Annotated in this window: 29 protein-coding genes and 1 tRNA gene; 14 read left to right on the top strand and 16 right to left on the bottom strand. The window is 37.0% G+C overall.

What is annotated here, in order from left to right; translation table 11 throughout:
* Positions 1-18 precede the first annotated feature (18 nt).
* Complete coding sequence (locus LB467_RS04575; protein WP_224472843.1) at positions 19-345, top strand: DUF4870 domain-containing protein; 327 nt, start codon at positions 19-21, stop codon at positions 343-345.
* The gene (locus LB467_RS04570; RefSeq protein WP_224472842.1) at positions 346-1,005 is read left to right on the top strand and encodes an alpha/beta hydrolase; all 660 of its coding nucleotides are present in this window, start codon (positions 346-348) and stop codon (positions 1,003-1,005) included.
* On the opposite strand, the gene LB467_RS04565 is transcribed toward LB467_RS04570, so the two are convergent.
* Together LB467_RS04565 and LB467_RS04560 are read right to left on the bottom strand one after the other, a co-directional pair.
* On the bottom strand, positions 1,002-1,502 hold the full coding sequence (locus LB467_RS04565; RefSeq protein WP_224472841.1) for a hypothetical protein: 501 nt from the start codon (positions 1,500-1,502) through the stop codon (positions 1,002-1,004). The genes LB467_RS04570 and LB467_RS04565 overlap by 4 nt on opposite strands.
* Position 1,503: 1 nt before the next feature.
* On the bottom strand, positions 1,504-2,265 hold the full coding sequence (locus LB467_RS04560) for an MBL fold metallo-hydrolase (RefSeq protein ID WP_224472840.1): 762 nt from the start codon (positions 2,263-2,265) through the stop codon (positions 1,504-1,506).
* A gap of 105 nt (positions 2,266-2,370) precedes the next feature.
* On the opposite strand from LB467_RS04560, the gene LB467_RS04555 reads away from it, so the two are divergent.
* Positions 2,371-3,831 carry a TonB-dependent receptor gene (locus LB467_RS04555; protein ID WP_224472839.1) on the top strand — a complete coding sequence of 487 codons (1,461 nt, stop codon included), beginning with the start codon at positions 2,371-2,373 and terminating at the stop codon, positions 3,829-3,831.
* Between the two features lie 232 nt (positions 3,832-4,063).
* On the opposite strand, the gene murA is transcribed toward LB467_RS04555, so the two are convergent.
* The 3 genes from murA to LB467_RS04540 all read right to left on the bottom strand — a co-directional run bounded on the left by murA (position 4,064) and on the right by LB467_RS04540 (position 6,614).
* The gene (gene murA / locus LB467_RS04550) at positions 4,064-5,377 is read right to left on the bottom strand and encodes a UDP-N-acetylglucosamine 1-carboxyvinyltransferase (protein WP_224472838.1); all 1,314 of its coding nucleotides are present in this window, start codon (positions 5,375-5,377) and stop codon (positions 4,064-4,066) included.
* Between the two features lie 15 nt (positions 5,378-5,392).
* Positions 5,393-6,040 (bottom strand): DUF4290 domain-containing protein, encoded by a 648-nt coding sequence (locus LB467_RS04545; protein ID WP_224472837.1) that lies wholly within the window; start codon positions 6,038-6,040, stop codon positions 5,393-5,395.
* 280 nt (positions 6,041-6,320) lie between these two features.
* A complete protein-coding gene (locus LB467_RS04540; RefSeq protein WP_224472836.1) occupies positions 6,321-6,614 on the bottom strand; it encodes a DUF493 family protein in 294 nt (97 codons plus the stop codon).
* Positions 6,615-6,698: 84 nt separating this feature from the next.
* Between LB467_RS04540 and LB467_RS04535 the strand changes: the two genes are divergently transcribed.
* The 5 genes from LB467_RS04535 (at position 6,699) to LB467_RS04515 (ending at position 11,232) form a co-directional block, all read left to right on the top strand.
* On the top strand, positions 6,699-7,232 hold the full coding sequence (locus LB467_RS04535) for an AAA family ATPase (RefSeq protein WP_224472835.1): 534 nt from the start codon (positions 6,699-6,701) through the stop codon (positions 7,230-7,232).
* 10 nt (positions 7,233-7,242) lie between these two features.
* Positions 7,243-9,144, top strand: a complete 1,902-nt coding sequence (locus tag LB467_RS04530) for a RecQ family ATP-dependent DNA helicase (protein ID WP_224472834.1) — start codon at positions 7,243-7,245, stop codon at positions 9,142-9,144.
* Positions 9,144-10,091: a methionyl-tRNA formyltransferase gene (gene fmt / locus LB467_RS04525; protein ID WP_224472938.1), complete on the top strand. Its 948-nt coding sequence runs from the start codon at positions 9,144-9,146 to the stop codon at positions 10,089-10,091. Before LB467_RS04530 ends, fmt begins: the two co-directional genes overlap by 1 nt.
* A 185-nt stretch (positions 10,092-10,276) precedes the next feature.
* Positions 10,277-10,549: an HU family DNA-binding protein gene (locus LB467_RS04520; RefSeq protein WP_006990442.1), complete on the top strand. Its 273-nt coding sequence runs from the start codon at positions 10,277-10,279 to the stop codon at positions 10,547-10,549.
* 122 nt (positions 10,550-10,671) lie between these two features.
* Positions 10,672-11,232, top strand: coding sequence for a YqgE/AlgH family protein (locus tag LB467_RS04515; RefSeq protein ID WP_224472833.1), 561 nt, complete (start codon positions 10,672-10,674; stop codon positions 11,230-11,232).
* Here the strand turns inward: LB467_RS04515 and LB467_RS04510 are convergent.
* Positions 11,229-12,074, bottom strand: a complete 846-nt coding sequence (locus LB467_RS04510; RefSeq protein WP_224472832.1) for an aminotransferase class IV — start codon at positions 12,072-12,074, stop codon at positions 11,229-11,231. The two genes, LB467_RS04515 and LB467_RS04510, sit on opposite strands and share 4 nt — an antisense overlap.
* 52 nt (positions 12,075-12,126) lie before the next feature.
* Positions 12,127-12,516 (bottom strand): START-like domain-containing protein, encoded by a 390-nt coding sequence (locus LB467_RS04505; protein ID WP_224472831.1) that lies wholly within the window; start codon positions 12,514-12,516, stop codon positions 12,127-12,129.
* A 181-nt stretch (positions 12,517-12,697) separates the two neighbouring features.
* Here LB467_RS04505 and LB467_RS04500 point away from each other — a divergent pair.
* From LB467_RS04500 to LB467_RS04485, 4 genes are all read left to right on the top strand, one after another.
* Positions 12,698-12,771 (top strand) — tRNA-Met (locus LB467_RS04500).
* Positions 12,772-12,856: 85 nt separating this feature from the next.
* Positions 12,857-13,519 carry a haloacid dehalogenase type II gene (locus tag LB467_RS04495; protein ID WP_224472830.1) on the top strand — a complete coding sequence of 221 codons (663 nt, stop codon included), beginning with the start codon at positions 12,857-12,859 and terminating at the stop codon, positions 13,517-13,519.
* A gap of 568 nt (positions 13,520-14,087) precedes the next feature.
* Complete coding sequence (locus tag LB467_RS04490) at positions 14,088-14,297, top strand: hypothetical protein (RefSeq protein WP_224472829.1); 210 nt, start codon at positions 14,088-14,090, stop codon at positions 14,295-14,297.
* Positions 14,298-14,438: 141 nt separating this feature from the next.
* Complete coding sequence (locus LB467_RS04485) at positions 14,439-15,395, top strand: aldo/keto reductase (protein WP_224472828.1); 957 nt, start codon at positions 14,439-14,441, stop codon at positions 15,393-15,395.
* A 230-nt stretch (positions 15,396-15,625) separates the two neighbouring features.
* Here the strand turns inward: LB467_RS04485 and hisS are convergent, their stop codons facing one another.
* Positions 15,626-16,996, bottom strand: a complete 1,371-nt coding sequence (gene hisS / locus LB467_RS04480; protein WP_224472827.1) for a histidine--tRNA ligase — start codon at positions 16,994-16,996, stop codon at positions 15,626-15,628.
* Positions 16,997-17,164: 168 nt separating this feature from the next.
* Here hisS and LB467_RS04475 point away from each other — a divergent pair, with 168 nt between their 5' ends.
* On the top strand, positions 17,165-18,412 hold the full coding sequence (locus tag LB467_RS04475; protein WP_224472826.1) for an ABC transporter permease: 1,248 nt from the start codon (positions 17,165-17,167) through the stop codon (positions 18,410-18,412).
* Positions 18,413-18,587: 175 nt separating this feature from the next.
* Here the strand turns inward: LB467_RS04475 and LB467_RS04470 are convergent, their stop codons facing one another.
* From LB467_RS04470 to rpsF, 4 genes are all read right to left on the bottom strand, one after another.
* Complete coding sequence (locus tag LB467_RS04470; RefSeq protein ID WP_224472825.1) at positions 18,588-19,064, bottom strand: DUF6495 family protein; 477 nt, start codon at positions 19,062-19,064, stop codon at positions 18,588-18,590.
* 275 nt (positions 19,065-19,339) lie between these two features.
* Positions 19,340-19,789 (bottom strand): 50S ribosomal protein L9, encoded by a 450-nt coding sequence (gene rplI / locus LB467_RS04465; protein WP_224472824.1) that lies wholly within the window; start codon positions 19,787-19,789, stop codon positions 19,340-19,342.
* Between the two features lie 12 nt (positions 19,790-19,801).
* Positions 19,802-20,101, bottom strand: coding sequence for a 30S ribosomal protein S18 (rpsR, locus tag LB467_RS04460; protein WP_224472823.1), 300 nt, complete (start codon positions 20,099-20,101; stop codon positions 19,802-19,804).
* A gap of 2 nt (positions 20,102-20,103) precedes the next feature.
* Positions 20,104-20,445: a 30S ribosomal protein S6 gene (gene rpsF / locus LB467_RS04455; protein WP_224472822.1), complete on the bottom strand. Its 342-nt coding sequence runs from the start codon at positions 20,443-20,445 to the stop codon at positions 20,104-20,106.
* A 258-nt stretch (positions 20,446-20,703) separates the two neighbouring features.
* Between rpsF and LB467_RS04450 the strand changes: the two genes are divergently transcribed.
* Positions 20,704-21,417, top strand: a complete 714-nt coding sequence (locus LB467_RS04450; protein ID WP_224472821.1) for a LytR/AlgR family response regulator transcription factor — start codon at positions 20,704-20,706, stop codon at positions 21,415-21,417.
* A gap of 171 nt (positions 21,418-21,588) precedes the next feature.
* Here LB467_RS04450 and priA read toward each other — a convergent pair whose 3' ends face one another.
* From priA to LB467_RS04430, 4 genes are all read right to left on the bottom strand, one after another.
* A complete protein-coding gene (gene priA, locus LB467_RS04445; protein ID WP_224472937.1) occupies positions 21,589-24,042 on the bottom strand; it encodes a replication restart helicase PriA in 2,454 nt (817 codons plus the stop codon).
* 172 nt (positions 24,043-24,214) lie between these two features.
* The gene (locus LB467_RS04440) at positions 24,215-24,652 is read right to left on the bottom strand and encodes a DUF2147 domain-containing protein (protein ID WP_224472820.1); all 438 of its coding nucleotides are present in this window, start codon (positions 24,650-24,652) and stop codon (positions 24,215-24,217) included.
* Between the two features lie 12 nt (positions 24,653-24,664).
* A complete protein-coding gene (locus tag LB467_RS04435; protein ID WP_224472819.1) occupies positions 24,665-25,228 on the bottom strand; it encodes a chalcone isomerase family protein in 564 nt (187 codons plus the stop codon).
* A gap of 26 nt (positions 25,229-25,254) precedes the next feature.
* Positions 25,255-26,175 carry a YihY/virulence factor BrkB family protein gene (locus LB467_RS04430; protein ID WP_224472818.1) on the bottom strand — a complete coding sequence of 307 codons (921 nt, stop codon included), beginning with the start codon at positions 26,173-26,175 and terminating at the stop codon, positions 25,255-25,257.
* Between the last annotated feature and the right edge of the window lie 2 nt (positions 26,176-26,177).

Here is a 26,177-nt window from a genome sequence, read left to right as displayed (position 1 = left end):
GTATTTAAATAACCAGCTATGAAAACTGTTGCCGAAGAAGGAAAAACCCCAGCCATTGTTGCCTATCTTACGATTATTGGCACCATTATCGCCTATTTTATGAACAACGAGCATAAAAATCCGTTTGCTTCATTTCACATTAGGCAGGCACTTGGAATTCACGTGACTTTTTACGTTTTAGGAGTTTTGGTTGGAATGTTTGACAGCTGGCTAATTTCATCTGCCTTTTATATTTTTATTGCGGTTTTAGGCATTTATGGCCTGGTGACCGCTATACAGGGCGAACAAAAAGAAGTGCCAATTCTTGGGACTTATTATCAAAAATGGTTTAGTACAATACAATAAATGAATACCAAAGAACTTTCTCTACAACACCTTATAAGAAAACCGAAAATTCAAACCGAAAAGCCGCCATTGCTTATTATGCTGCACGGCTACGGAAGCGATGAGAACGATCTTTTCTCTTTTGCTGAAGAATTACCTGATGAGTTATTCGTGATATCGGTAAAAGCGCCTTACGCTATGCAACCTTACGGGAATGCCTGGTATGCGATTCACTGGGATAACCAGGATGGAAAATTTAGCGATGACGAGCAGGCTAAAGGATCACGCGAAATAATCGCTGGATTTATAGATGATGCGATTGAAGCTTATAGTTTAGATGCTAAAAATGTAACGCTATTAGGATTTAGCCAGGGAAGTATTTTGGCTTATGCAGTTGCTCTTTCCTATCCTGAAAAAGTTAAAAATATTATCGCGCTTAGCGGTTATATAAATAAAGGAATTTTGAAACCGGAATTTGAGGAAAATGATTTTTCAAAGCTGTCATTTTATTGTTCTCACGGCTCGGTAGACCAGGTAATCCCTGTAGAATGGGCTCGTAAAACCAAACCTGTGCTGGACGAACTAAATATCGAAAACAGCTATTCAGAATTTCCGGTAGGTCACGGTGTGGCTCCGCAGAATTTCTTTGAATTACGGGAATGGCTTAAAAAGCGTATTTAATTGGCTGCAGGATATAGAAAGGATTTTTCAGCTATAAGTTCTGGTTTTCCTTCTTCATCAATAAAATAGGTAAAGAATACCTCGCCCCAGTAAGTTCCATCGGTAAAATCGGCAATCACCCATTTATGATTTAGGATTTTGACCTTGTTAATGTGCATATTACCTTCCATTCCGTCAAAAGGTACATAAGAATTATCGGTATCTATTTTATTCTGACTTATCAGTTCATTTTCGATCGTTTCAGAAACAACAGCAGCTTCAATCCCATTATTTTCAAAATAGCTCATCGCGTCTTCATTTTCAAGCAAAGAGAAATAACCCGCATTTTCGTTTAATTCAGCTAAAGAATCGGTTTCCATCTCCAGGCGTTCAACCTGGGCTTTTAAATCCTGAATATCGGCATCCCTGGAATCAAGGATTTTTTTATCGTTCACATAAATAAAAATGGTAAACAAAAGAGAAAAGATAAAAAGGTAGAGCAATATATTCTTGCGCATCTTAAATAGTGATTTTTAGGTTATCGTAGGCTACGAATACATTTTCGGGAAGTTGTTCCTGCACTTCATCGTGGAAGCCGAGCAAATGGCTAATATGGGTTAAATAAGCTCTTTCTGGCTTTACTCGCGCAATAAATTCCAGTGCTTCCTCGAGGTTTAAATGAGAATGATGTGGCTCAATCCTTAAGGCAGTTACCACCATAACCTTTACCCCATCTAATTTCTGAACTTCCTCTTCTTCAATAGATTTAAGATCAGTAAGATAAGCGAAATCTTTAAGCCTAAACCCAAAAACCTGCAAGCGGTTATGTTTGTAATCTATTGGAGTAATCTTAAGATTTTTAAAATAAAAAGCCTCGTTTACAATTTCGTTTTCGTTTACACCTGGCGCTCCAGGATATTTATTGTTGGAAGTAAAAATATAATCGAAACGTCTCCGGAGGGAATCTAATACTCGCTTATGGGCAAAAACAGGAATATCACCCTGACGAAAGAAGAAAGGACGAATATCATCTAAACCCGCGGTATGATCGTTATGCTCGTGCGTATATAATATTGCATCCAGGCTTTCTATAGGATTTTCGAGCATTTGCATCCTGAAATCGGGACCACAATCAATTAAAATATTATAGTCTTCCCATTTTACTAAAACCGATACCCTAAGCCGTTTGTCTTTTGGATTCTCACTAAGACAAACAGGGTGTTTGCTTCCTATTATGGGTATCCCCTGAGATGTTCCTGTGCCTAAAAATATTACTTCCAAAAATTCTATGTTTTATGCAAAAGTAAAGATATTTTTTTTCAATACCTTACCGTTTTTAGTACCTTTGGTATACACAAAAAAGAAATCACACTTAAAAGAAAAATTATGCCAATTACAATAATGGGCGATAAGGAATTTGAAAACGTTCCTTCTATAAAAAGCAAAGCACTTCGCATTAATTTAAATGAAAATATCTACGGAACGTTTTCTGAAATTGGTGCCGGCCAGGAAACCGTAAGGAATTTCTTTAGGTCTGGAGGTGCATCTGGAACCATTGCTAAAGCCATGAGTGCTTACGATAAAGATTTCAGTGACGCTATTTACGGAGTTGAAGATGATAGGAGATATGTAACAGAAGCAAGACTAAAAAAGATGCTTTCCCATGAAATTGGCCTAATTGAACAGCGAATTTCCCGTGAAAAGCATCCTAATAAACTTTTCTTTAGCTATGCCAATACCGTCGCAACTATAGATTTCGCCAAAAAATATAAAGGTCACGGTTGGGTAGGAATCAGATACCAGGTGAGTCCGGAGGAAGATTATAATGAGATTAGCCTGCATGTTAGATTCCACGAAAACGATGCCCGCCATCAGCAAAACACTCTTGGAATACTTGGCGTAAACCTAATTTACGGCGCTTATTACAAGTACGATAATCCCAAAAAACTTTTACGTTATCTCTACGATCATATAGACAAAGATCAGATAGAGATTGATACCATAAATTTTAGCGGACCTCGATTTGAAGGTGTGGACAATCGTTTAATGAGTTTACAACTTGTTAAAAACGGAATGACGGATGCTGTAATGTTTGCGCCTGATGGGAACAACGTACTACCTGCTAAAATTCTTTATAAAAAGAATATTCTTGCGCTTCGTGGAAGTTTTAGACCGGTGACCAAGGTAAACATGGACATGTATGAGCGTTCGCTTGAATTATTCCTGAAGGAAAGCAAAGTAGAAAAAGAGAATACTGAAGTTATTTTTGAAATCACTCTTTCTAACCTTAGGGCCGAAGGCGAAATTGATGAACGAGATTTTATGGACCGGGCAAAACTTTTATGTTCCCTGGGCCAAACCGTAATGATCTCTAACTTCCAGGAGTATTATCGCGTAGTAGAATATTTCTCAAGATATTCCAAACAGCGAATGGGCTTAACTATGGGGGTAAATAATCTGGTTGATGTTTTTGATGAGAAATATTATAGACATTTAAGTGGTGGTATTTTGGAAGCCTTTGGTAAATTATTCTTTAAAGACCTCAAGGTATATCTTTATCCGCTTAAGGATCCTGAAACTGGAGAAATCACTACCAGTGAGAATTTAAAAGTTCATCCAAGAATGAAGGAATTGTATAAATTCTTTAAGTATAACGGAAGAGTTGAAGATATCGAAAACTACAATCCTGAAATTCTTGATGTTTACTCGAGAGAAGTACTACAAATGATTAGCGAAGGAAAAGAAGGTTGGGAAGATATGCTTCCGGAAAAAACCACGAAAATGATTAAAGAGCACAATCTTTTCCATTATAAAGAAAACAAGAAAAAAGCCGAGACTGAAGTTTAGTTTCTGAAATTTTCAGCATAAAAAAATCCGGATGAATCATCCGGATTTTTTTATTTATACATCATCCTGAACCTGCCCGTACGTTCAGGCGGGTTTATTTCAGAGCCTGCTCCGAAATTTATTCCAGGATCTAAATTATTTGTAATTCCAGTTAAGTTAGAAGCTGAACCAAGTTCAGCTTGACGAAAACAAGATATTCCGAATACTTTTTATATCATTTCAAAATTGAACCTTAAGCCACGCGCTCTATTCTCGCGCCAAGTGCTTTAAGACGTTCATCTATATTTTCGTAACCTCTGTCTATCTGTTCAATATTATGAATGGTAGAAGTTCCCTTAGCAGAAAGCGCAGCGATAAGCAAGGAAATTCCCGCTCTAATATCTGGCGAAGTCATCGTAGTAGCTTTTAACTGCGACTGAAAATCGTGGCCAATTACAGTAGCCCGATGCGGGTCACATAAAATGATTTTAGCACCCATATCTATCAGTTTATCTACAAAGAACAATCGGCTTTCGAACATTTTTTGATGAATAAGTACACTTCCACGAGCTTGCGTGGCCACAACCAAAACTATACTCAATAAATCCGGTGTGAAACCAGGCCATGGGGCATCGCTAATATTCATTATAGAGCCATCTATAAAGCTCTGCACCTCATAACCATTGGTGTGCGCAGGAATATAAATATCGTCCCCTTTGCGTTCAATAGTGATTCCTAATTTTCTAAAGGTAGTTGGAATAATCCCCAACATATCCCAGCGAACGTTTTTAATGGTAATTTCGCTTTTAGTCATAGCTGCCATCCCAATCCAAGAGCCTATTTCAACCATATCGGGTAAAATCCTATGCTCACAACCTTTTAAAGAATTTACACCTTCTATAGTTAAAAGATTGGAACCAACTCCGCTAATTTTTGCACCCATTGAGTTCAACATCGTACAAAGTTGCTGCAGATAAGGTTCGCAGGCAGCATTATATATAGTAGTAGCTCCTTCAGCAAGAACAGCAGCCATTACAATATTGGCGGTACCGGTAACTGAAGCTTCTTCCAAAAGCATATAGTCACCTTTTAATCCGTCTGGAGCTTCTACACCGTAAAAACGCTCTTCTTTATTATATCTGAATTTTGCACCCAGTTTAATAAATCCTTCAAAATGCGTATCCAGTCTCCTTCTACCAATTTTATCGCCGCCCGGCTTCGGAATAAATCCTTTGCCAAATCTAGCAAGTAAAGGCCCAACGATCATAATTGATCCTCGCAAACCACTACCGTCTTTCTTAAACTGGTCGCTGCTTAAATAATCTAAATCCAGATCATCACTTTTAAAGGAATAGCATCCTTTTCCAAGTTTTTTGATCTTAACCCCCAGATTTTCCAGGAGTTGGATTAGTTTATTAACATCCAGAATATCTGGAATATTATTAATCACAACTTCTTCTGAAGTTAATAATACGGCGCAAAGAATTTGCAGGGCTTCATTTTTGGCTCCTTGTGGCTGAATTTCACCACTAAGTTGCTGCCCGCCTTCAATTTGGAAAGTTCCCATGAAAGTAAAATATTTTTAGTAACGCTTACGGCCACCTCCACCTTTGCGGTTGGATTTTTTTGGATTAGTGTTTTTACCGGTGTGCTTCTTCTTATTTCTAATTAGACTGGAAGCATCGCTAAGATCTTCATCGGCGTTCTTTAAATTAATTTTTCCGCCGCTTAGTTCCCGAAGATGTTCAAAGATTATCTCGTCTTCTACTGTATCACGATTCCAGTTAAGGTAAGATTTTTTCATATGGTTGGCTATCGTTAAAACCAAACCTTCTTTTAAAGGACCTTCTTCCCAATCTTTAACCTCATTAATCATCCTATTGATATTATTTCCGTAGAAACGATATTTCGGAAAGTTCTGAGGATAATCTAACATTTCAGGACGCTCTGCCAGCATTTCCCTGGTAGGTTTAGGGAAAGGCGATTCAACATCAAGCTTAAAATCACTAATTATAAATAACTGATCCCATAATTTATGCTGAAAATCGGGTACATCACGAAGGTGCGGTTGCATATTACCCATTACGGCAATAATAGATTTCGCAACCTGGTTACGTTCTTTATCATCTTCAATTTCCACGGCTTCTTCCACCATTTTTTGAAGATGTCTCCCATATTCGGGAATAATTAAGTGTTTCCTTTCGGAGTTATATTCTAATGCGTGTGTCAAAATTGAAATTTATAAGGTGATACTTTACTCGATAATCGAGACTTAAAATACGCTGAGGCATGCCTCAAAATCAAAAGTTCTTCCATTTAATGCCTCGTAGGCTCACTGCGAGGTAATTTTCTGTAGAAGTTAATCGCTGCAAAATACTAAATATTATCGGGATAGATAAAAATTTGAGAAATTAAAAATCTAAAACTTCAAGGCAAGCCCTTTAGGTGTAATTCGGAAAATACTCTCACAATTGGGGCAAGTCTATTGGGAATTAACCCCTCTGGAGGGATTAAAGAGAGATTACACCATCTACCTTTTCTGCGACTTCTTTGTATTTTTCTATTACCGCATCGGGGTTTTTCATTCGTACATTAACCGAAGTACTTATATAAGTTCCCTTTTTCGATTTTCTTGTAGTAATTACCGCCCCCATATTATCAAAAATCTTATCAATGACTTTAACCTGATTTGACTTTGCGGGCACAATAAATTTATAAAGGTACTCAGATGGCCACAGGGATGTGTCCTGTAACTGTGATTTTAATTTGTTATAAAACTCTTCCTGATCTTTCGCTCCACTCATAATTTTCTAACTTAAATTTTGGCTGCAAAGATACATGGATTACATACATTTTTATAATCAATTTCAAATGTCGAAATTTGCAACGTGAAAAAACAGAAAATTGTAATTACCGGTGGTCCCGGTACCGGAAAATCTTCTATAATCCGACAGTTGGAAAAACGCGGGCACGAATGTCTTCATGAAATTTCCAGACAGGTTACTTTAGAAGCCCAAAAACAGGGAATAGACCAGTTATTTCTTGAAAAACCTTTGCTCTTTAGCGAAAAATTACTGGAAGGCCGAAAAATTCAGCATCGTGAAGCCAATATGCTTTCTGCTTCAACCATATTTATAGACCGCGGCATCCCCGATGTACTGGCTTATATGGATTATTTTAAAACTGAATATTCTTCTTATTTCAATGATGCCTGTATAGAATATTCTTACGACAAGATATTCTTTTTACCACCCTGGGAAGAAATTTACCAAAGCGACAACGAACGCTACGAATCTTTTAAAGAAGCCAGTCTAATCGCAAAACATCTTTTTGAAACCTACAAAAATTACGGTTACAGCCCTATTGAAGTCCCAAAAACCTCAGTGATTGATAGAACCTCATTTATTTTAAATCAAATTTGATTCAGGCTATTTGCAGGACGCGCACCACATACTAAAAAAATACTGGGGACATTCGTCCTTCAGACCGCTACAGGAACCCGTAATTGAAAGGCTCCTGGAGCAAAAGAATGTGTTGGCCTTAATGCCAACCGGGGGAGGAAAATCAATTTGTTTTCAAATCCCTGCATTAATCCAGGAAGGAATTTGTATTGTAGTTTCTCCGCTGGTAGCTCTAATGGAAGATCAGGTAAACGCGCTTCAACAAAAGGGCATAAAAGCAATGGCCTTAATTGGCGGAATGGCTTATCGCGATCTTGATGCCGCTCTGGATAATTGTATCTACGGAAATTATAAATTTCTTTACCTCTCTCCTGAAAGGCTACAACAGGATCTGGTACAGGAACGTATTAAATTGATGAATGTAAACCTTATCGCTGTAGATGAAGCACATTGTATTTCGCAGTGGGGCCACGATTTTAGGCCAGCTTACCGCAATATTTCGCTCTTAAAAGATTTAAAGCCCGGCACACCATTTATCGCACTTACCGCAACTGCAACTCCGGCGGTGGTAAAAGATATTGTAAAGGAGTTAGAACTGGAAGATATTGAAGTTCTAAAAGATTCTTTTTATCGGCCGAATATTGCCTACAATGTTTTAATAGCTGAAGATAAATATTACCGCTTATACCAATTACTGTATAATAAAAACGAAGCAGCGATAATCTATGTCCGAAGCCGAAAAGCAAGCCTGGAGATTGCTGACTTATTAAACAAAAAAGGCTATAAAGCTGATGCTTTTCACGGCGGTTTACAACCCAAAGAGAAAACCAAAAGATTGAACGGTTGGCTGGAAAACAAGCATCAAGTAATGGTAGCCACCACCGCTTTTGGAATGGGAATAGACAAGCCTGATGTTAGGCAGGTAATTCACTTAAATCTTCCTGAATCTATAGAAAGTTATTTTCAGGAAGCCGGCCGCGCCGGTAGGGATGGCGAAAAAGCTCTCGCAACTATTCTTACCAATAAAAGCGATGTTCCGGTTTTAAAGAATCAGTTTCTTGCAAATTTACCGCAGCTGGAAGATGTAAAACTGGTTTATAAAAAGCTAAACACCTATTTTCGGATCGCTTATGGAGAAGGGGAAGAAACCGAACACAATTTTAGTTTTTCCCAATTTTGCGCCCAATACGAACTTCCATTCTCAAAAACATACGAGGTACTTCAGCTTTTAGATCGGTGCAGCGTGTTAAAACTCTCAAAGGAATTTCATAAAAAAACAAGCGCTTATTTTACGATTTCCGGCCGGCAACTTCAGTATTATTTAGATCAAAATCAGAAATACGAAAGCTTTGTAAAAGCTCTTCTACGGACTTATGGCGGAATCCTGGAAAATAAAACCGTGATAGACCTGGCTTCGGTGTGCAAAAAATCTAACGTAGATCAGAAAATGGCGCTTAAATTCCTCGAAGAACTGGAAAAAGACCAGGTGCTGGAATACGTTTTCACCGAACACGATGCTACCGTATTATTTTTGGTTCCACGGGAAGACGATTTGGTGATTTTTCCGCTAGCGCCATATATAAAGCAACATAATAAATCTAAAAAAGAAAAAATTGATTCGGTTTTAGCTTATTTAGAAAACGATAAGATTTGCCGGAGTAAACAACTCCTGGCATATTTTGGAGAAGAAAAAGAAGAAAACTGCGGTATCTGCTCAGTTTGTCTAAAACAAGCTGCGCCCTTAACCAGGGAACTTAAAAATGCGATTTACAAAGAGATAATAAAAGTTTTAAAAACTTCAGAATCTTCTTCAAGAGAATTAACTGGAGTTATAAATTATCCTGAAGAACAGGTTTTAGAGGTATTACGCTTATTATTAGACAAAGAACTAATTTCCCGAAAGTCAGGGAATATTTACAAAATAAATAAATGATGAGATCACTAAGAATAGTATTTATGGGTACGCCAGATTTCGCCGTGGCAAGCCTGGAAAGCATCCTAAACGCCGATTATAATGTGGTTGGTGTAATTACTGCCCCTGATAAACCGGCTGGTCGCGGAAGAAAATTACAGGAGAGCCCGGTAAAGAAATTCGCAGTTAGCAAAGGTTTAAAGGTTTTACAGCCTACAAATTTGAAAGATGGAAAGTTTATTGAAGAACTTAAAGCTCTTGACCCCAACCTTCAGGTCGTGGTTGCTTTTAGAATGTTGCCTAAAGTGGTTTGGGACTTACCAGAATATGGCACTTTTAACCTTCACGCTTCCCTGCTCCCGCAGTATCGGGGCGCTGCACCAATAAACTGGGCCATTATTAATAATGAAACAAAAACCGGTGTTTCAACATTCTTTTTAGATGAAAAGATAGATACCGGTGCGATGATCCTTCAAAAAGAAATTGATATAACTCCTAAAGAAAGCGCTGGCGAACTTCACGATAAACTAATGGAACTGGGCTCTGGCCTGGTGGTAGAAACCCTTCAGCTTATAGAAAAAGGCGATCTCTCTCCTACTCCCCAGCCATTAGACGAGTTACTAAAAGATGCCCCCAAGTTAAATAAAGAGAATACTAAGATCAATTGGAGCAATCCGTTAAATCAAATTTATAACCTGATTCGGGGTCTAAACCCTTATCCGGCAGCCTGGTGCATTTTGTTTAACGATAAGAAAGAAGAAAAAGTAAAGATTTATCATTGTAGAAAAGAATCTGCAAGTCATGCTCTGGAAAATGGAAGCATTATTATTGAAGATAAAATGCTGAAGGTAGCAGCACAGGGCGGTTATCTTATTATTGAAGAATTACAACTTCCAGGAAAGCGAAAAATGGATGTGAAATCACTTTTAAACGGATACAATTTTTCGGAAACAGCAAAATTCCGCTAAGGCCTTATGGTTGCTGAAACGGATAAAAATCAACTAAAATTAGACTTGTTTATTAACAAAATAGCCGACTTATTAACAATATCCTGCATTTCCCTTGATATTACTTGCACGGCCGAGAATTCCATATAAATTTGTAAAGCAATTTAACAGAATGTTTAACCAACAATTTATTTAAAATTCAAATTATGAACAAAACAGATTTAATTGATGCAATGGCTGAAAACGCTGGAATCTCAAAAGCAGCAGCAAAAAAAGCCTTAGAATCTTTCCTGGAAAACGTAGAAAAGTCTCTTAAAAAAGGAGATCGTGTTTCTCTAGTAGGATTTGGATCTTGGTCAGTTTCTAAAAGAGCTGCCCGTGAAGGAAGAAACCCACAAACCGGAAAAACCATTAAAATTGCTGCTAAAAATGTAGTTAAATTTAAGGCCGGAGCAGATTTACAAAAAGCTGTAAACTAATAATTTGTATTAGTAAAAGATTGAAAGCCTCCCAGCCGGGAGGCTTTTTAAATTAAAATACTTTAGCATTTTATTTGATTTTTTTTTAAATTAATGTTAGCTTAGTTAAAAACAATGCTGTAATGATCGCTTTAAAACCAACCAAAGGCCATCTATTGGTAGCAGAACCATCCATTATTGGGGATGTAGCATTTAACCGCTCTGTGGTTTTGCTTGCAGATCATTCTGAAGCGGGTTCTGTAGGTTTTATACTTAATAAAGCATTGGATTTTACTTTAAAAGACCTCGTTCCAGACCTTTCCGCAAATTTTAAAATCTACAATGGCGGACCTGTAGAACAGGACAACCTTTACTTTATTCATAAAATACCGGATCTTATTCCGCAAAGTGTAGAAATTGCCAATGGCATTTACTGGGGTGGTAATTTTGATGTGGTTACAGAGCTTATTAATCAGGATTTAATTAGCGAAAAAGAAATACGGTTCTTTTTGGGGTATTCCGGTTGGGATGCAAATCAATTGAACGAAGAGCTAAATTCACATTCCTGGATAGTTACCACCAACGAAGATCCTAAAGATATTATAGAGCGTCCTTACCGCTCTTTCTGGAAAGATAAAATGATGCAACTTGGCGGAGAATACCTTTTATGGTCCAACGCCCCTGAAAACCCAAGTTACAACTAACCCAATCTCGCTTTCACGTTTAATTTGGAAAGCAAATCTTTTGCTACTTTATTCTCAAACTTCTTTTTACGGTATTTTGTAACCGGCTGTATTCCTTTAATTACATTGGTAATAAACAATTCATCAGCTTTCTGAAGTTCAAAGGGGGAAATTGAAGTTTCTTCTAAGGTTAATTCCGGTAGGGTTTTTATGATTTCCAGTAATTTTTTCCTTGTAATCCCGTTCAATGCCCCATCGGTTAGCGGCGGTGTTTTGATCTTGTCGCCTTTTACCAAGAATAAATTTCCGTTTAAAGCTTCAACCACGTTTTTCTTTTCATTAATTAAAAAGCAGTTTTCATATCCATTTTCAGAAGCAAAAATACTTCCCAGAACGTTTATCGCGCGATTGTTTGATTTAATGGTAGAGAATAAGCCACTGGTAATGTAATGATCTTTAAAAAGTTCTACTTCATAATTATCTTCATTCAACAAATAAAAAGCGTCAGAAAGTTCTTCCGTAGTGATTATAAATCCAATTTCACGGGTTACAGGCCTGTAATATCCACCCTCCTCGCGATAGGCTGAAAATTTTACACGCGCCGCAGTGGTATCTAGGCCATTTTCTTTAACCAGATCAAGAATCTCTTCTTCAAGAAATTCAGGAGAGAAATTTGCGGGAATTTCCATACGCATAATACGCATAGAAGCCATAAGCCTAAAATAATGATCCTCCCAGAACATTATTTTTCCGCTAATTATGCGAATGGTTTCAAAAACTGCATCGCCATAGGCATATCCGCGATTGGTTACCGAAAGCGATGCCTGGTTGTCTTCTACTAAATTTCCGTTTAGATTTATCATAAAAAAGCCCCGTTTTTAGAACGGGGCAAAGGTAATGTTTATCTAAGGAATATTAAACCGATCCCAGCACCTGTTTAAGGTTTGAGATCATATTTTCCCAAAGCATTTTGCCTTCTTCAATTTCATCGTCATCTTCGGCATAATCGGTAATCATTATTGAGACATCTTTGGTGATTTCGTCTACCTGAATTCTTATTTCGAAAAAATATGGAGTGTCTTCATCATCAAGCCATTTAAATTTTACGCGTTCATCACTTTTTTTGCTTACCAATTTGGCTTTTTCTTCACTTCCTTCCCAAATAAAAGTAAACAATTCGCCCCGTGAATTTACATTATCTGCATACCATTCACTTAATCCTGAAGGGGTTGATATATATTGGTATAACAATGAAGGAGAAGCTTGAATTGGAAATTCCATTTCGTACTTTATCTTATCTTCCATTTTTAGATTTAATTAGTTTCGGGCAATATAGATATTAATTGGAAGGATAAAAAGAAAACAAAATAAATATTTTAGAAAATAATGTTTGTAGCAATACAAAATGTTTATATATTTGCACCCGCATTCACAATTACCTCGAATGCTTGTAAAGTCAGGCTACTAGCAGGATTACAATAAAAATGGCGAGGTAGCTCAGTTGGTTAGAGCGTCGGATTCATAACCCGGAGGTCCCGAGTTCAAATCTCGGTCTCGCTACAAGAAATCCCTTCTTTTCAGGAGGGATTTTTTTATGCTTTTTATCTAAAGAAAACTTATCTTTCCTTTTCAAAACCTCTTAGTAATGAAGCCCAAAATCATAATTTTTGATGTAAATGAAACCCTTTTAAATTTAATCCCTTTAAAGGAAGAGGTAAATGCCGCGCTGCAAAACGAAATGGGTTTTGATGTTTGGTTCCCCAAACTGCTACACTATTCACTGGTGGAAACCACTACCGGAAATTACAGCAATTTTAGTGAAATTGCCGCAGCTACCTTTAAGATGATTTCGGGAAAGTTTGATAAAGAATTTTCTGATCCAGAAATTAAGAATATTCTTTCGGAAATCACGAAGCTTCCGCCCTATCCCGATGTAAAACCCGGTTTGGAACAATTGAAAAATGAAGGTTATAAGCTGATTGCTTTTAGTAATGGTAAACCAGATATTCTAAAAGTACAGCTGAAATTTGCTGAAATTGATTCTTATTTTGACGGAATCCATAGTGTTGAGGAAATAAAAAAATACAAACCCCATCCTGAAAGCTATAAGCATATTCTTAGAAAATATCAGGTAACTCCAAAAAGGGCATTGATGGTTGCCGCCCACGCCTGGGATATTATGGGGGCAAAAAGGGCAAAACTTCAAACCTGTTTTGTTGAAAGGCCCGGGAAAAATTTATTTGAATTAGCTGAAAATCCTGATTTTTCTGTTTTAGGAATTACTGAAATTCCAGAGCAAATCAATTAGAAATAAGAGAGTAACAAAGCCGCGCTTATTCCGAATAAAATATGGGCGATAATAAGTTGTAGATAGAATTGGCGGAAGTCAATTTCAGACGGATTCCTTTTTAATTAAACATCGTTTTCCAACCGAAGACCCCAATAATTCCGGCAACAAACCACATATTCCAAAATGTATAAACCAAGCTAAAAAGTAATTTTTTGAAGGTTTTAGTTTAATTATTTCAGATCTGAAAATTAAACTATTCAGCAACTCTGGCGCCTTAAACTGTTTCGATTTAAAATTAGAAAACACGTAACTGAATAATGTCATTACTGTCGTAGCAACAAACCAAAAATTAAAATTGTAAAAACTTCCATTGCTTTTCATTTCTTCAAGTCTCATTAGTATAAGAAATACTCCTTGCTCCCACCATCTAAAAAGTGACTAAAAACCTGTAAAAAATATATAAATAAATATCTGATTAAATAAAATTCAGTCTTAACAATTAGTTGACCTTAAATTAACCTTCCGCTAGTTCATATCGGTTATCTTAAAACTTCTATCGCAATCGAATCTTGAAAATATAAGGTGTATGAAACTCGTATCAAAAATATTAATGACGCTTGGAGTTTTAGCAGGAAGTTTCGTCATGTTTGGTTCCTTTACTTTTGAACAGGCAAATACGTTGGATGCACCTCCAAAACTATTTGCTTTAGTATTAGGATTGGGAACAATTGCTGCTATTTACGTGATATGGCGAAAGAGAACCAATACGGAAGAAGAAAATAGTACAGATTATTAATCTCACTGTCTATATTTTACCATCATCTCGATTAAGTTCATTTAAATTATCCCAGACGATATCAAAGTTAAATCTATCCAAAACCCTAATCATAATTCTTATTTCTTTTAACTGATGCCTAATTTTAGAAAAAGCAATAAAATGGATAAAGTTAAATTAGGAAAGTCTGGATTAAAATCAGCACCGATTATTTTTGGTGGAAATGTTTTTGGGTGGACTTTAGACGAAAAAGAATCTTTTAAAATGCTGGATGAGCTTTTTGAGCTGGGTTTTAACACAATAGACACGGCAGATGTTTATTCCCGTTGGGCCAATGGCGTTCCGCACGGCACTTCAGAAAGGATTATTGGAAAATGGATGAAGGAACGCAAAATACGGAATAAGATCACTTTAATCACCAAGGGCGGTTCCAGTTTACAGCCCGGTGGGCCTAAAAATAGTTCTATTGATTATCTTACCGGCGCGGTTAAAGATTCACTTTTAAGACTGCAAACCGATTATATTGATCTTTATTTTACGCATTTCGATGATGGGGAAACCCCGGTAAATGAAGCCCTGGAAGCTTACCAAAAATTTATGGAAAGTGGTGAAATAAAACATATAGGAGCTTCAAATTTTTCTGCGGAAAGATTACAGAAATCAATAGACGATGCCGCCGACAAAGATTTACCTTCCTATGAGGTTTTTCAGCCTGAATATAATTTAATGGTACGCGATAAATTTGAAGGAGAAATCGAAGAAATTTGTACTAAAAATAATTTAGGGGTGATCCCCTATTTTTCCCTCGCAAGTGGCTTTCTCACGGGAAAATACCGTAAAAAAGAAGATTTTGAAGGCAAAGAACGAAAAATATTCGCCGATAAATTTCTGAATGAACGTGGAGAAAAAGTTCTGAAATCCCTTGATGAAATTTCAGAAAAACACAATATTTCACAAGCCGGTTTAGCCCTTGCCTGGTTAATGAACAAGCCCGGGGTAAGCGCCCCAATTGCCAGCGCTACTCAATCTTCCCACCTCAAATCTTTTACTGAAGCAGTTGAAGTTTCGCTATCTAAAGAAGATATGGAAGCTTTGAATAAAGCGAGTGAAACCGCGTAGGAAATAAAAATTCGTTATTGCTTTGAGATTGCTTCACCTAAAAAGCTTCGCAATGACGGAAAAAATAAAGCCAGACATCACTGCGAAGCCGCTTTTTTGGCGGCTGAAGCAATCTCATCCAGAGAAAAATTAACCTGTAAAAAGCATTCAGAAATTAAGAAAAGAATACAGTATCACAATTCTCCTAATGTCGAATTATCTTCTCAATAAAGGTTAAGGATGATCAATTTTTAACCTAAAGCTTTTACCAATTCAGAGAATCCTACTTTTTGCTGCTCGCCAGATTTCATATTTTTAAGGGTGAATTTTTCAGCCTGCATTTCTTCGCCCCCGGCCAGGATTACAAATGGAATTTCGCGTTTGTTGGCATAATTCATTTGTTTTTTCATCTTAGCTGCATCGGGAAATAACTCAGCAATAACATTTTCAGTCCTTAAGCGGTTAACGGCCTTTAAAGCATAAAGTGCTTCCTCGTCGCCAAAATTGATAAAAAGTGCTTTGGTATTTTGGGTGACGGCATCAGGAAAAAGACCGAGTTCTTCAAGTACCAGGTAAATTCGATCCAATCCAAAAGAAATTCCCACGCCGCTCATATCTTTTAAGCCGAAGATCCCGGTAAGGTCGTCATAACGGCCACCACCGCCAATAGATCCCATTTTTACATTTTCAGGAGCTGAAACTTCAAAAATCGCCCCGGTATAATAATTGAGTCCGCGGGCCAAAGTAACATCCATATCCAGATTTGCGGTCTTTAACGGCATTTCTTGGAGGGCTTTTTCAACAAATTCCAGCTCTTTAATCCCTTCCATTCCGGTTTCAGAAGAGCTCAGGATTTCTTTAATCCCCGCGATTTTTTCGGTAAAATTTCCCTGTAAACCAAAGATCGGCTGAATCTTTTCGATAGCACTTTCAGAAATTCCTTTTTGCAGCATTTCTTTTTTCACGCCCTCTTCTCCTATTTTATCCAGTTTATCCAGCGCAACAGTAAAATCGATGAGCTTATCCTTCTCGCCAATCACTTCGGCAAAACCGGAAAGCACTTTCCTGTTATTAATTTTAATCGTTACACCCTCTAGCTTTAAAGCCGAAAAAACAGCGTCGTATAACTGTATAAATTCCACTTCCTGCCACAGGCTTTTGCTTCCCACCACATCGGCATCGCATTGAAAAAACTCTCTGAAACGTCCTTTTTGAGGCCTGTCGGCTCGCCAAACCGGCTGAATTTGATAACGTTTAAACGGAAAATCTATCTCGTTTTGATGTTGTACTACGTAACGGGCAAAAGGCACGGTAAGATCGTAACGCAGGGCTTTTTCGCTAATAGAGGAAGTGATTTTTAAACTGTCTTTGGCCTGGTAAGCTTCAGAGTTTGCTTTTTTTAGAAAATCTCCGGAGTTCAGAATTTTAAAAATTAAACGGTCTCCTTCTTCCCCGTATTTTCCCATCAAGGTATCAGAATTTTCAAAACTTGGCGTTTCAATAGGCTGAAAGCCAAATTTTTTAAATTCGGTTTTAATCATGTCGAAAATATAATTTCTTTTGGCAACTTCGGCCGGGTTAAAATCTCGAGTTCCTTTTGGAATAGAAGGTTTTTGTGCCATAAAATCTTAGGGGATAATTCCCGTTTTTGGTTTAAAGTTAGCGCCGCAAACCGGCTGAAACAATGCTGCAAATATCTTAAATTTTAACCGAACCCAAACAAATTTCAGATTTTAAGTAACATTCCGGAACTTCTGAAGTCTAACTTAATAGCACTGAAAAAACATTCTATGTTCGGATTGTTCAAAGAAAACATAAGCATTGCTTTTAATTCCATTAAAAGTCAGCTACTTAGAACCATACTTACCGTATTGATCATCGCTATCGGGATCACTGCGCTGGTTGGAATTTTGAGTGCGGTAACCGCACTGGAAAATACTATTAGTAGCGATTTCGCCTCCATGGGTGCTAATACTTTTAATATTCAGCGGTATGAATTTAATTCCCAACGCCAGGGCGGCGGGGAAGTTGAAAAAATTAATCCGGTAATCAGTTACCGGGAAGTAAAGAAATTTGAAGAAAATTACGAATATCCACAGGCTCAAACTGCGGTTTCTTTTACCGGGACTTCCGGCGCGGAAGTAAAATACATCAACGAAAAAACCGATCCTGAAGTAAGGGTTCTTGGCGTAAATGAAAACTTCATGGAGAATTCTGGTTTGAATGTAGAGGCGGGAAGGGAATTCAACATTTTTGATATTCAGAATAATAATAACGTGGTTATTCTTGGAGCCGATTTCGCGAAAGCCGAAGGACTTTTTAAAGGCCAGGATCCCATTGATAAAATTGTTAGTATTAGGGGAGGGAAATTCAGGGTTATTGGAATCCTGGAATCTAAAGGTTCTACGTTCGGGAACAACCAGGATTTACGGATTTTAATGCCCATACAGGTTGCCAGGTCTATGTTTACCCAGCCGCAAATAAATTATGCAGTAAGCGTTAAAGTTGACGATAAAGAATTACTGGAAGGTGCTCAGGACGAAGCGATATTAACCTTTAGGAGTATCAGAAAACTAAATCCTATGGAAGAAAATAATTTTGGCCTGGAACGCAGTGACGATCTTATTAACCGGATTTTTTCTATAACCAGCTACCTTAATATCGCTGCCTGGATTATTTCTATTATCACCATTTTTGGTTCTTCAATTGCTTTAATGAACATCATGCTGGTAAGCGTAACGGAAAGAACCCGGGAAATTGGAGTAAGGAAAGCCCTTGGTGCAAAACGCAAAACCATCGCCACACAGTTTTTTATGGAAACCCTTATTATCGGGCAGATTGGTGGGCTGGTAGGAATTATCTTCGGAATATTGATCGGGATAGGCGTTTCTGCCGCAGCCGATTTCAATTTTACCACCCCTTGGGTTGCGATAATCTGGGCAACCGCTATTACGATTTTAGTAGCTATTCTCGCCGGAAGTTATCCCGCAGCAAAAGCAGCTAAACAAGATCCTATCGAGTCGCTTAGATATGAGTAATACTGGATAATGTAAATTGTATACTGTTGAAAATCGGTCTATATTAAGGATAACTTAGATTTCCCTGAATTTGCAAACAATTCCACGCTACCTTTTTTATACTATTTCTATTTGATGAATAGGAGTTTTCTAAACTTAATCTCCAACCTTCGCAAAAGAAAAGTTTCAATCGTAATTATTTACTTTCCACCATATTATCGAAATAACGATAAAGATCTCCTTTAGTGATGTTGGCACCTTGTTTAATAAGTGCAAAAATATCTTTATTTCTGTCGTCACTTAAAACCTTGGATGAAGTATAAATATTCACAGATTCATCCAGCAAGTTAGTTTGCAACCAGCTATATCCTTTTCGGGTGGTAAGATCTACTCCCTCGTGCTCTATTTTAATGGCAATGAGATGAATAGTGACTTCGGTTATATGAAATAAATAAATTTGATTCGCCGAAAAATGTTCCAGGAATTCCACTTTATTTAAGACACCTTCCCAAATAAGGTCGCTAAAAACATCCAGCTCCTGCTCTGCCGCTTTTGGCTGATTCTTTTTAATATCATCCCACTCTTCAGCAGTTATGGATTGTGCAGCCAGGAAATTGATAAATTCCTGCTTCATTTCTTCAAACTGTTCTTTTGTTAATCTGGAATATTTCATTCTGGTAAAATTAAAATATATCGAAAAAAAATAGTCATCCTGAATTTATTTCAGAGCCTGCTCCGATTTTTATCGGGGATCTAAGTTGTTGGTATATTAAAACATGTTAGAAGCTGAAACCAGTTCAGCTTGACGAAAATAAGGATCCCGACCTTCGTCGGGATTAGTTCGACCTACTAATTTACTCCGTAGCTTCGCTATTTGTAAATTAGGGTCTCACTAAAATAAGAAAAGCCCACTACTGGAGCGGGCTTTTAACTTTGTAATAAAATAAATTAAGCTTCAGCTACAACATCGAAATTGTAAGTAGTAACTACTTCACGGTGAAAACGCAAAGTTGCTTCGTACTGTCCTAATCTCTTGATGTTTCCACCTGCTATGCTAATATATTTTTTATCAATTTCGATGCCTTCTTTAGCGAAAGCTTCGGCAAGATTGCCGTTAGTGATAGATCCAAATAATTTGTCTCCGGCACCAGCTTTAGCAGTTAACTTAATCTCTACGTTATTAAGTTTTTCTGCCTGCTTCTTAGCTTCATCGATATTTTTCTGTTCTTTATAAGCTCTTTGTTTCAGGGTTTCAGCTAATACTTTTTTAGCTGAAGGAGTTGCAAGATGTGCATATCCCTGAGGAATAAGATAGTTTCTGCCGTAACCGTTCTTCACGTTTACCAAGTCATCTTTAAAGCCTAAATTATCTACGTCTTGTTTAAGTATCAATTCCATAATTGCCTCTTTTTATTTTAGTAAATCACCAACATATGGCATTAACGCAAGATGACGTGCCCTTTTCACAGCAACAGCCACTTTTCTTTGGTATTTTAAAGAAGTACCGGTTAGACGACGAGGTAACAATTTACCCTGCTCGTTCACGAAACCCATTAACCAATCTGGATCCTTATAATCGACATACTTAATTCCAGACCTTTTAAAACGACAATACTTCTTCGTTTTACTGGTCTCTATATTAAGAGGAGTAAGATACCTGATCTCTCCGTCTTTTTTACCTTTTGCTTGTTGTTCAATAGATGTAGCCATACTTACGCTTTTTCTTGTTGTCTTCTATTTCTTCTTTTCTCAGCCCAGTCGATAGCGTGTTTGTCTAACCTTACAGTTAAATAACGCATCATACGCTCGTCTCTTCTAAAAGCAAGTTCCAACGGCTCTATAGCCTCTCCTGGAGCTTTGAATTCAAACAGGTGATAAAACCCGCTTTTTTTGTGTTGAACTGGATAGGCTAATTTTCTAAGCCCCCAATCTTCTTTCGATACCATCTCGGCCCCTTTAGAAACAAGAAATTCTTCGTATTTCTGAACTGTCTCCTTTATCTGCTCATCAGATAAAACGGGATTCAAGATGAAAACAGTTTCATAAGTGTTCATAAAAATTTACTTTAAATTAATTTGGCTGCAAAAGTAGCTCATTTATTTCTATTTTCAAAGCTTAAAAGTAAACTAACTTCAAGGCTTATAACATAATATTTAAACAGAACAAACTACAAAATTTCTACATTATCATCAGAACATCTAAATCGCACTTAATCAGGAAGGATTAAGTTCAAATTTGTTCGACGAATGTAAAGATTATCTTGTTATTATGAGATATTATGTTTAATATTGTTATTACTTAACCTAACTATCGTGGAAGAAATTTTACTCAAATGTATTGTCGTTGATGATTCCAGCTTGCAACGTCTATCTATAGTGAAGCTGATTAAAGATCATCCTAACCTAAAACTGGTTGCCGAGTACAATAACGCTATTGAAACAAAAAATGGCCTCCTCGATAATGAAATCGATTTAATATTTCTCGATATTGAAATGCCGGTGTTAACAGGTTTTGAACTTCTGGACGATTTGCCCAACAAACCACAAATTATCTTCGTTACAGGAAAAACGCAATATGCCTTTAAAGCTTTTGATTACGATGCGGTAGATTATATTCATAAACCGGTAACTAAAGAACGCTTTAACAATGCAGTGAGTAAGGCGATAAACCTCTATAAATTAAAACATCAAATCGCTGCTCCGCCTGAAGATGATGATTACATTTTCGTAAAAAGCAACCTCAAAAATCGTAAGGTTTTTCTGAATAAGCTCAAGTACATCCAGGCTTTGGGAGACTACGTTAAATTCGTGACCGAAAAAGAAAACTTTGTGGTTCTTGCTACAATGAAATCCTTTGAAGAGCAACTACCCAACGATAAATTTCTAAGAACCCATAAATCCTACATTGTAAACCTCGATAAAATTGAGCGCTATAATTCTAAAAATATTGAGATCGATAAACAAAAATTACCGCTTAGCCGCCACAAGAAAAATAACCTTGTTGAAGCATTGAGTGCAATTCAATAAATTAAATCAAGAACCTCGGGGAGCCTAGGGTAATTAACCCTCAATGAGGGATTGAATTATATACTTTATAATTCCTCGTCAACCTGAACCTGTCTCCAGGTCCTACTTTGTTAACCAGCCTGCATTCTGAAACCAGTTCAGAATAACGTGTTAATAAACATTCAATTCCTTTTATATAGGATCTACATTAATAACCACTTTTACGCTTCTAAAAGTTCCAATAGCTTTAAAACTTTCCATAATTCTCTGAAGTACTTGTTTTGTTTTTCCCAATGATTGCTGCTGCGGAATTTTAAGCAGAATATTCTTATAATATTCATTCCTAATCCTGGCCACCGGTGGAAATTCCGGGCCAAGCACGTTCTCTTTAAAAACATTTTTCATTCCTATCGCCAGCCAGTCTGCAGCCTCGTTGGTTTTGGAATAATCACGGCATTTCAATGTAATCCTTATCAAACGATAAAAAGGCGGGTATTTATAGTTATACCGCTCTTCTAACTGATCTTTATACATCCCCGCATAATCGCCCATGGAAACCTGCTGAATAATCTGGTGATGCGGATTATAACTTTGAATTAAAACCTTGCCACGTTTTTTTGTTCTTCCTGCCCTACCCGCAACCTGAAGCATCAGTTGAAAACTGCGTTCGTGCGCTCTAAAATCCGGAAAATTCAGTAAATTATCGGCATTCATAATTCCTACAAGATTCACTTTTCTGAAATCAAGCCCCTTAGTAAGCATTTGGGTTCCGATTAAAATATCTATTTCCTCTTGTTCAAAAGCAGTGATTAATTTCTCGTAAGCATATTTACCACGGGTGGTATCCTGATCCATTCTTGCGGTTTTATAATCAGGGAAAATTGATTTCAATTCTGTTTCTATCTGCTCGGTTCCAAAACCTTTGGTAGTAATTTCAGAACTATCACAAGCCATACATTTTTTTTGCATCGCAATATGATAACCGCAATAATGACAGCGCAGCTGGTTGTTATGACTGTGATAGGTTAAACTCACATCGCAGTTAGGGCATTGAGGCGAATGCCCGCAAGTGTTGCATTCCAGCACCGGAGAAAACCCCCTGCGGTTCTGAAATAAGATCACCTGTTCCCCAACATTAAGAGTTTCTTTAATTTCAGCGAGCATTTTATCAGAGAAATGCCCTTTCATCTCTTTCTTTTTGTATTTGGTTTTTATATCCACAATTTCAATCGCAGGCTCCAGGACATTGCCATATCTTCGGTTTAATTCCACCAGGGCATATTTATGATGTTGCGCGTTAAAATAAGATTCTAATGAAGGCGTGGCCGATCCTAAAATAGTTTTCGCCTTAAAGAAATTTGCTAAAACCACTGCGGCATCCCGTGCGTGGTAACGAGGTGCAGGATCAAATTGCTTGAAAGAGGTTTCGTGCTCCTCATCTACCACCACAAGGCCTAAATTTACAAACGGAAGAAATATAGAAGAACGCGCACCAATTACAATTCGTGCTTTTTCTGAATCTTCTAAAATATGCCGGTACACCTCTACCCTTTCATTCACCGAATATTTACTGTGATATACCAGAACTTTATCTCCAAAATAAGCGCGCAGTCGCTCAATTAATTGCGTGGTTAAAGCAATTTCAGGTAAAACATAAAGTGCCTGTTGACCTCGCTCAATTACTTTTTCAATAAGTTTAATGTAGATTTCGGTTTTTCCTGAAGAGGTAATACCATGAAATAAACACACATCCTGTTCTTGCAGGCCGGTCTTTATTTCTGAAAAAGCTTTATGCTGAAGTTCACTTAATTGAATTCCCGCTTCTGAAGATTCCCCCTTGAAAGTTACCCTATCGGTCTTCTCATAATATTCCTCGAGAATTTTCTTTTTAACCAGACTTTTTATAATTGCTGCCGAAACGCCCGATTTCTCGCTTAACTCTTTAACTTTTAGAGGTTTTTTATGTTGTGCTTTTATGCTGAAAAAACTTAATAATGCTTCTTTCTGCTTTGGTGCTTTTTCCAGGTCGTCTAATAGCTGGTGCATTTCAGCTTCATTATAATAAACCGGATTTAATTGAACAAAACGTATTTTTTTCGGCTTATATTGCTCATAAATTTCCTGATTAAGCACCACCAAACCTTTTTCTACCAAAGCATTAAGAACAGGTAAAACGGTTTTTTTATCCAGAATTTTCATCACCTCCTGGATCTTTACCGAGGATTGCCGTTGCAAGGCTTCAATCACCAAATACTCTTCATCTTTAAGTTGGGTTTCATCTATTTCAGCATCTTTAATTAGCTGAACTATACTTTCACTTTCCAGTAAAAATGCACCGGGTAATGCTGCTTTTAGCACATCACCTTCAGCACACATATAATAGGAAGCGATCCACGCCCAAAATTTTAATTGATGCTTTGTCACCAAAGGGCTTCTATCTAAAATCTGGTTTATAGGCTTTGCATCGTAAACCTGCGGAGGGTTCTGATGAATTTTAGCCGCTATAGCAGTATAAACTTTAGACTTTCCAAATGGAACAGCAACACGCATCCCTTCTTCCAGAAAACCGGCTTCCTCCTTTGTTACTGCATAGGTAAAGCGCTTTTGTAAAGGAAGTGGTAAAATAACATCTATAAAATACGACATATTGACGAAGTAAAGTACCCTGGTACAATCCCAGGTCATTAAATTGAAAAATTTACAAGATATGCGGCTCTTGCGCAAGAGCATTTCTATGCTTACAAACTAGTAAGCTTTCCAAAAATAAAAACCATCCTTAAAAAAGAATGGCTTTTATTGTTTTAAATTTTCAAAAATATTATTCTACTCTTTCCCAAACTTTAGTTTTATAGAAAAAAGCAATATACCCTCTCACGTTTAGTATATCGGGATTTTTGTCGTCAACCCAAATTTTCCCACTGTACTCTTTTCCAGACTTTGGATCTATTAAGATACCATCTACATATTCGTCGCCTTCTTTTACAAAGTCACGAATTACGTTTAAGCCTTCTATAGGTGTGTTTTTGAGTTTACCCGGGCATTTGGTACATTTTTGATCACGGTGTTCTTCTTTTGTAATCCTAATTACTTTTCCATGGACAAAATCGTCCTCCTCGTAGATCTCTACGATAGAATTTACACGGCCGGCATCGTTAACTACCTTCCATTTACCAAATACCCCTTGCGCCTGGAGCCCTGAAGAAATCAGGATAAATCCAAAAAGGAATAGGTTAAGTAAGTTGAATTTGGTTTTCATTATCTCTAAATTTTATTGTTTACCCAGCATACCTTCTTTTAGGTCTTCATCTGCCGGTTTATTGGAAAGCCATATCCCAAATAAAGCCTTTTTAAACTCCATTCCCTGAATTGAGCCACTTTCTTTTCCGTTTTTGTAGATTACTGAACCTCTACTGGGCAAATAAACGATGTCAAAAACATCTCCTTTATTAATTTCTTCCTTAAAAAAGCTGATAAATTTTTTGATTTCTGTTGAAATTGATGCCGTATTTCCGCCGGTTGCGTTTTCAAAACCTTCAGTCACCGCGTCAATCATACGGTCGCTGGTTATCATTTTTGAAACAATATGCAATCTAATTGCCATTGCTTCATCTTTATTCATTATTTCCGTAGCATTCCCCGATTTATTTTTCAGATAAAGTCCACCGGCATACATGTCCATCCAGAACTTTTCTCTTATTCCGGCCCCATTAAGCATCATTTCTTCAGAACCATATTCTAAAGTATTAGGTAATGTAGCACCACCTATTTCGGTTTGTGCTGAAGTTAAGTTTAAGCCAAAGACGGCCACAAATAGAACTAATAGTTTTTTCATTTTTAATGTGGTTTTAGGGTGTTAAGTTATTTAATTTTTTTCTTCATTTTTATTAAAGATGCATTTAATTCAAATCCTAAGAGCAATATATTAGAATTTAACCAGATATACACCATTAATATTAATAATGCACCAATCGAGCCATAAAGCTCATTATAGGTAGAAAAATTTTCTATGTATAAACCAAATAAGTAAGTAAAGATCAAAATCAGGATGGTGGTGAAGAATGCTCCTATAGAAAAAAAACGGGCCTGCCGGGCCTCTTTAGTTCCAAAGTAATACAGGGTAGCTACTGCAATATAAATAAGCAGGATAAATAAAAGGTATTTTACGATAGCCGAATTAATGTTCATAAATCCTAAACCTAATTCATTAAAATCACTTATGGCATAAGTTAAATACACTACTAAGATTACGGTAATTAATAAAAGTAAAGACATAATTAGAGAAACACTTACCGCTACCAGGTATTGTCTTACAATAGAGCGGTTCGCATTGGTATGATAAGAAAATTCAAAACCCGTAAAAATAGCATTTATACCGTTGGTCATTAAAAAAATTGATACAAGAAAGGCTATTGAAAGTAAACCACCACGAGGCGTATTAGCAATATCCAGAAAGATATCATTAAAAAAATCTGAGGTATTGGGAGGAAGCAAAGAATCCATAAAAATAAGGAACTGTAGCTGAAAATCGTCTATAAAATTAATATAGGGAATAAGGTTAAGCATAAACAGCAAAAACGGAAACAATGCCATAAAAAAGCTAAAGGCAATGGCACTTGCTCTTGTAGAAAAGGTACCTTTTATAATTCCGCCAGAATAAATTATCCAAAGATCGTAAAGCGATAGACCATCAAAACCGGGCAATACTATTCCTTTGGTTTTACTTTCCCACCAATTTGAAAATTGCTCTAGTTTAGTTAGAAAAGCTTTATTTCGAGCCATAC

This window comes from Salegentibacter tibetensis, from assembly GCF_020164485.1.
Taxonomy (GTDB): domain Bacteria; phylum Bacteroidota; class Bacteroidia; order Flavobacteriales; family Flavobacteriaceae; genus Salegentibacter; species Salegentibacter tibetensis.
This window is presented reverse-complemented; position numbering and strand designations above follow the sequence as displayed.